Source organism: Microcoleus sp. LAD1_D5, assembly GCF_036702115.1.
Lineage (GTDB): Bacteria > Cyanobacteriota > Cyanobacteriia > Cyanobacteriales > Microcoleaceae > Microcoleus.
This window is the reverse complement of sequence record NZ_JAUBSA010000140.1, coordinates 1-6,161: the sequence shown is the minus strand read 5'-3', so window position 1 is coordinate 6,161 and position 6,161 is coordinate 1. Positions and strand designations below refer to the sequence as shown.

The 6,161-nt window shown below is 47.9% G+C and carries 5 protein-coding genes; 3 read left to right on the top strand and 2 right to left on the bottom strand.

Features of this window, described 5'->3' with window-relative positions:
* Nucleotides 1-274: 274 nt before the first annotated feature.
* Nucleotides 275-2,344, bottom strand: a complete 2,070-nt coding sequence (locus QUA70_RS27735) for a serine/threonine-protein kinase (protein ID WP_333350980.1) — start codon at nt 2,342-2,344, stop codon at nt 275-277.
* A 1,115-nt stretch (nt 2,345-3,459) separates the two neighbouring features.
* Nucleotides 3,460-4,581 carry a calcium/proton exchanger gene (cax, locus tag QUA70_RS27730; RefSeq protein ID WP_333329390.1) on the bottom strand — a complete coding sequence of 374 codons (1,122 nt, stop codon included), beginning with the start codon at nt 4,579-4,581 and terminating at the stop codon, nt 3,460-3,462.
* 200 nt (nt 4,582-4,781) lie between these two features.
* On the opposite strand from cax, the gene QUA70_RS27725 reads away from it, so the two are divergent.
* From QUA70_RS27725 to QUA70_RS27715, 3 genes are all read left to right on the top strand, one after another.
* Nucleotides 4,782-5,114 (top strand): hypothetical protein, encoded by a 333-nt coding sequence (locus QUA70_RS27725; protein WP_333336097.1) that lies wholly within the window; start codon nt 4,782-4,784, stop codon nt 5,112-5,114.
* Between the two features lie 27 nt (nt 5,115-5,141).
* Nucleotides 5,142-5,330: a hypothetical protein gene (locus tag QUA70_RS27720; protein WP_333336100.1), complete on the top strand. Its 189-nt coding sequence runs from the start codon at nt 5,142-5,144 to the stop codon at nt 5,328-5,330.
* Nucleotides 5,331-5,413: 83 nt separating this feature from the next.
* Entirely contained in the window at nt 5,414-5,950 is a 537-nt protein-coding gene (locus QUA70_RS27715) for a GrpB family protein (RefSeq protein WP_333336103.1), read from the top strand.
* Nucleotides 5,951-6,161 lie beyond the last annotated feature (211 nt).

The following is a 6,161-nucleotide window of genomic DNA, read 5'->3' as shown; positions in this document are numbered from 1 at the left end:
AAGCTTATATTATCAAGGGATTCGCGAGTTCATTCATCTTTCTAAATGCTGTTTTCTTACTTTTTCAGCAAGCCCTAGGTACAGTCTTTTTGCTGGGGCGCAGACGTGGCAAGCGTGGAGGGTTACAGAATTTAACCTGTTTTCTACTTTTGCCAATTGCGGCAAGTAACAGTTGTAGGGCGGGCAATGCCCAGACTTCCACGTCGGAGTCGGGATGGGATTTCTAGATCGCCTCGACTCTTCAATGTAAAATCTAAAATCTAAAATATTAGGACTATGGCATTCGCCAAATCTTAATAGTGCGATCGGGACTGGCGCTCACAAAAGTCTTGCTATCTCTGGAAATAGCAAGCGAACTCACAAACTGGCTGTGACCAGAAAGAGTGCTTCTTTCTTTTCCTGTCTTCAAATCCCAAACTATAATATCTCCGCCCCCGCCGATCAAAGTACGGCTGTCCGGGCTAAAGGCGATCGTCCTCACCCAGCTCGAATGCCCTTTAAAAGTGCGGGTGCGCTTCCCGTCTTGCACGTTCGACAAACGGATCGTATTGTCGGTGCTAGCAGTAGCCACAATTTGCCCGTTCGGGCTAAAAGCCACAGCAGTAACCGGGCCCCGGTGACCTGTGATAATTCTTCTGACTTCTCCGGTGGCGAGATTCCACAAACGCACAGTCTTGTCCTGGCTGCCGCTAGCGAGAGTTTGACCGTCTCGGCTCAAAGCGATGGTGTTTACTCCTCCGGCGTGGCCGCTCAAAGTCCGCAACCTGCTGCCGGTTCTGACATTCCACAAGCGAATAGTTTTGTCATCGCTGCCGCTAGCGAGAGTTTGACCGTCCCTGCTAAAAGCGATCTCGTTGACGGCGGCTGTGTGAGCGGCAATCGTCCGCGTCCGCCGCCCCGTCTTCAAATCCCAGAGAATCACATTATTGTCGTCGCCGCCGCTGGCCAAAATCGAGCTGTCCGGGCTCACCGCCAGCGTTTTGACCGATTTTTTAGAATGCACCGAATTGAGAGTCCGCACCAGGCGTCCCGTCCTCACATTCCAAATTCTAATCGTCCCAAAGCTTGCGCTCACCAAAGTTTGACCGTCAGGCGACAGGGCGAGCGCATTTACACTCCCGACATTATCCAAACTTCTTTGCAAAAACTGAGTGCTAGGTAAAGTAGAAAGCAGCCACACCGGGTTTGCCGGAAACACCCCGTAACGCAGCGAACCGTAAATTTGAGACGCGCCAATACCCAGCATCAAAACAGCAGTGCCCGCCAGCAACTTCTTTTTCCAATCAAAAACCTCTTTGCCGGTCTTGTTCAATCCCGAATTCAGAGGTCTGAGCCTGTTTACAGAAGTCTGCTTCTTCGCCTCAGACGCCCCGGAAGTTGCGCGAAGTTTAGTTTGCCCGGTCGTCGGCAACTGAGTCGGCAACTGACTTTCCGCGCCGTCAAGATTAATTTCCTCCAAGCACTGCAAAACCATCTGCGGACTTTGAGGTCGATTTCCCGGAAAAGGCGCCATCAGGTAATCGATCACATTAGCCACGGCGTCGGAAACCTGAGGAGCTCCTTTGCGCCACATTAATCTGCCCGTGCGCGGGTTCTCTGGAAACGCTGTCGGCGGCTTCCCAGTCAGCAAATAAACAAAAGTGCGCCCCAGAGCAAAAAAATCTGACTGCGGAACAGCCTTGCCATTAGTTTGTTCCGGCGGCGTGTAGCCGGGGGAAACAATACCAGTCACATTTTGCCCCTGGCCCACCTTAGCGAAATAAGTCGCCGACACTTCCCGAGCAGTCCCGAAGTCAATCAGCACTAACTGCCCGTTTGGCTTGCACATAATATTGTGCGGCTTGATATCCCGATGGAAATAGTTGAGGCGGTGAACTTGGTCTAAAATTTCCGACAGTTGTTTGAGCCAGTTCACAGCTTGTTCTTGACTGATGGGGCGGCCCCGATGTTTCAGCCAGTCTTGCAAATTGGCCCCAGCAATTTTCTCCATCACCAGACAGTGAAAAGACTCTGTGCTGTGAGCTGGCGTAAATGTAAAATAACCGTCGCGATCGACTTTTGGAATACCTGGATGTCTTAGCCTGACCAATACGTCGGCTTCTTGCTTAAACAGTTCTACAGCTTTGGGATGTTCTTTGAGCAGGACTTTGAGCACTCTTCGGGCGCCGTTGTCGTCCACTTCAAATGTTCTACCAAAGCCACCGCCTCCGAGAGGCGCGACTAGCCGATATCGACCTTGCAACAAAAGTTCTGACCCGCAGTGGATACACGCGGATTTGCCAGAGTTGGCTGGATCGGAGGGATTCGGGCATTTGGGATTGAGGCAATAACTCACAGAAGCCACATAACCCTGATTGAGGTTGCTCTATCAAGTTTTACTTTGACACTGCTATACAAAACTTGGCTAAACTTATCTAAGTTTCACCATTCAACTAGAAGTATTTTCTAGAGGGTCTGATTCCTGCTTCTGCCAAGAGAGTCGGCTCTTACTTGTCCACAGGCGTTAATTCGGGTGGAGCAGCACCCTATTTTTGAAATCTGTACAACTATTTATTATTGTGGAAGCTTTTAGCCATTGTTTAACCATTATTTTTAACCAATTTAACGAATCGTGGTATCCCGTTCGACCTTTTTATAGGCTGGTCAGTTTTAAATCGACCGTCGTTTACTGCTACAGATAACTTGGCTAAACTTATTTAAGCCTCACCATTCAATCAGAATTACTCCTGAAGGGTCTGTTTCCTGCTTCACCCAAGGGAGTCGGCTCTTTCTTGTCCACAGGCGTTAATTCGGATGTAGCCCACCCTAATTGAATTAATTTTAGTTGAAGCTTTTAGCCATGAGTCATCCACTATTTTCAACCAATTTAACGAAACGCGGACTCCCGTTCGACCTTGTGACAGGCTGGTCATTTTTGACTTGCATGCTCGGTTGACTCTCCCAGATAATTAAGCCTTTTTTTCGGCATTGATTTAATCATACCGCCCAGAATGTTAATCAGTCAAGTTAAGTATGACTAACTTTGGTGAACTTTTTGGCTATTTAGTCCAACTCAATTTTCAACTTATGACGATCGTAGCACACCTAGTAAAAGACTCATGAGCACCCTTGATTGAAATCTTGCAGCGTCTCTGAAGTCAAGGGAGGCTTTAGTCTCGCTTGACTTCAGAATCCCGTGTTTTTGTATAACCGGGGGCACTGCGATCTAATGATCGGGTTGAGGCCAAAGGTGTTGTTGTTTGTCACAGCCGATCGAGGTCACCAATCCCTGATGAGAGCACATAATGTACAAACAGACCAGAACTAATAACTAGAGAGCAGCCACATTTCAATTGTACGATCGCAACCACCACTCTCGAAGAAAGAAGTGAGAGTAGGGGAGTGGGGGAGAGAGAAAGTGAAAAAATCTGCCTTCTTCCTGATTCCCTCTTCCCTCTTCCTTCAGCAGAAGAAAGCCTTTTAAACAAGTCCCTCAATTACCGGATGGAAGTAGAACGCCAGTGCCAAAACCGTATAAGCGGCCAACAGCAAAGTACCTTCTAGCCAGTTAGAGTTGCCGTCAGAACTGATAGAATTGGCGATCAGCACCGACACCGCAACCGCTACAAGTTCAAACGGGTTGAAGTTCAAGTCCATCGGTTTGCCCAAGACAAAACCTGCCAAAACCAACACCGGGGCAACAAACAAAGCAATTTGCAAACTGGAACCCACGGCCACAGAAACCGACAAATCCATTTTATTTTTCATCGCCACTGTCACCGCCGTCGTATGTTCAGCCGCATTGCCAATAATCGGCACTAAAATCACCCCGGTAAACAATGATGTCAGCCCCAAACGCGCCGTCGCTTCTTCCAGAGTACCCACCAACAGTTCCGACTCGACAGCTACCATCAGGGTACAGGCCAATAGCACCCCAATCCACAGCGGCAGATTGACTTTGTGGTCAGGACTGTCTGGTGCTAAGTTACTTTCGGCTAATTCTTCAAGCATTTCTATTTCTGCCACCCCTGCATCGTACAGATAACTGTGGGTTTTCATCGAAAACAGCAGCGTCAGCACGTAGACGACAATCAGGACTATAGCAACAGCGCTAGAGAGGTTCTGCATAGTTTCCGGAGGGATGCCCGTAGAGGTGGCATTAACTGCCGTCGGCACCAAAATGGCAATCACGGCTAAGTTCATCGCGGAAGCGTTCAACCGGGCGACTATCGGCTGAAATTCTTGTTCTTTGTAGCGCAAGCCGCCCAGCAGCATCGCAAATCCCATCACCAGCAGCAGGTTGCTCATAATTGAACCGGTGATGCTGGCCTTGACAACATCTATTAGTCCGGCGTTGAGGGCGACGATGCCGATAATCAGTTCGGTGGCATTTCCGAAGGTAGCGTTCAGCAAACCCCCCAAGTTGGCACCGAGGACGACGGCGATTTCTTCGGTGGCTGTCCCCATCCAGGCGGCTAGGGGGATGATGGCTAAAGCCGAGGTGATGAAGATTGTGGAAGATTCCCAGCCGAGAAAGTGTCCGGCGATGGAAACTGGGATAAATAACAGCAGGCTGGAAATAATTGTATTTGTGTTTAGCATTTAGATTCTCAAAAGCTGCCAACCGTCAATCATAGCCTGCCACAAAGTTTAAGAAAGGGGGAGGGTTCGATATTTGGGTGTTGGCTTAAAGCTGGGGGTGGGCGATCCTCTTCGAGGGCTTCGCTAACGGGCGATCGCTGCATTGCCGCTTTCACGGATGTGACAAACTGGGAGAGCGATTTGTTTAGCCGATCGGTTCAATGGATTTTTGTATTCGATTAGCTTCCTTAGAAGACATTCCTAAGCTGACAACTTTAATTCCTGATTCTGCTAGAGCTTTGCAAGCAGGCTACTATAGTTCAGAGCAGATTGAAGGCGCACTGGGCATAGTTTTTGGGGTTGACAGTCAACTGATTCAAGACCAAACATACTTTGTTGCTCAGAACAATCACCAAATTGTTGGTTGCGGTGGTTGGAGTAAGCGTAAAACGCTTTATGGAGGTGATTCAGGCAAAAATAATCCAGAAGACAGCCTGCTCAACCCAGACAGCGACTCGGCAAAGATTCGTGCATTCTTTGTTCATCCAGCATAGGCACGTCGAGGAATTGGAAGTCAGATTATGCGAGTATGTGAACTGGCTGCTGAGCGTGCTGGATTTAAGGAAGTTGAGATGATTGCAACGCTAGCGGGAGAGCCATTTTACACAAAATTTGACTATCAGGTGATTGAGCGGTTTGAAATTTCTCTCCCAAACAGTCAGTTCCTCCCCGTTGTCCGTATGTTTAATAGCTTTGGGCGCAACCCGTAAAAAATGAGGCCTAATAAAATCTGTTTCGGTTAAATGCGATCGTAAATCAATGAGATGACAAAGAAAGCAAATAATTATCAGCCATGTCAATAAAAGTAGGTTTTTTCAAAGTAGAAGTCGTGCCGCACGATCCAAATTGGCGCAGCGCCTTTGAAACTGAGTCGAAACTGATTGCACTTGCACTTAGGGACAATGTGGTTGCTATACATCATATTGGTAGCACAGCCATTCCACAAATTCATGCAAAGCCGATCATCGATATGTTAGTTGAGGTTAAAGATATTACTAAAGTTGATGTACAGAGTTCAGCACTTGAGGCATTAGGTTATGAAGCAATGGGTGAGTTTGGGATATCGGGCCGTCGTTTTTTTCGCAAGGGTAATGAAGCAGGGATTAGAACACACCACGTTCACGGGTTTGAAGTGAACTCAGCGCAGATAGAGCGCCATTTAGCGTTTCGAGATTATATGATTTCCCATCCTGAAGACGCGCAGCAATACAGCGAACTAAAGAGAAAACTTGCCCAAAAATACCCTGATAATATTCAAGGGTACATGGACGGAAAAGATGGTTTCATTAAAGCAATGGATCTGAATGCGGCTAATACCAATTTTTTATGAGGCCCCGTAGAATCCGATCACCCTGGCGCCCCCCGCGTCCGGGGGGGGACAAGAGTCCGATCTTTCTTCCCCCGACTATCAGGGAGATGCGAGGGGGATCGAGATATGTGCAACTTCACATTAAATTGGTATTACAATACTCCGGACAGTTTTTGGAACGATACTACAAGCTTTACAGGCTAAGGATCATGAAAAAGTCGAATTAAATGCC

Excerpts from the sequence above, each read along its gene's own strand:
- cax (WP_333329390.1), bottom strand. The coding sequence starts at position 4,581 with ATGCTAAACACAAATACAATTATTTCCAGCCTGCTGTTATTTATCCCA.
- QUA70_RS27725 (WP_333336097.1), top strand. The coding sequence starts at position 4,782 with ATGGATTTTTGTATTCGATTAGCTTCCTTAGAAGACATTCCTAAGCTG.
- QUA70_RS27715 (WP_333336103.1), top strand. The coding sequence starts at position 5,414 with ATGTCAATAAAAGTAGGTTTTTTCAAAGTAGAAGTCGTGCCGCACGAT.
- QUA70_RS27720 (WP_333336100.1), top strand. The coding sequence starts at position 5,142 with ATGCGAGTATGTGAACTGGCTGCTGAGCGTGCTGGATTTAAGGAAGTT.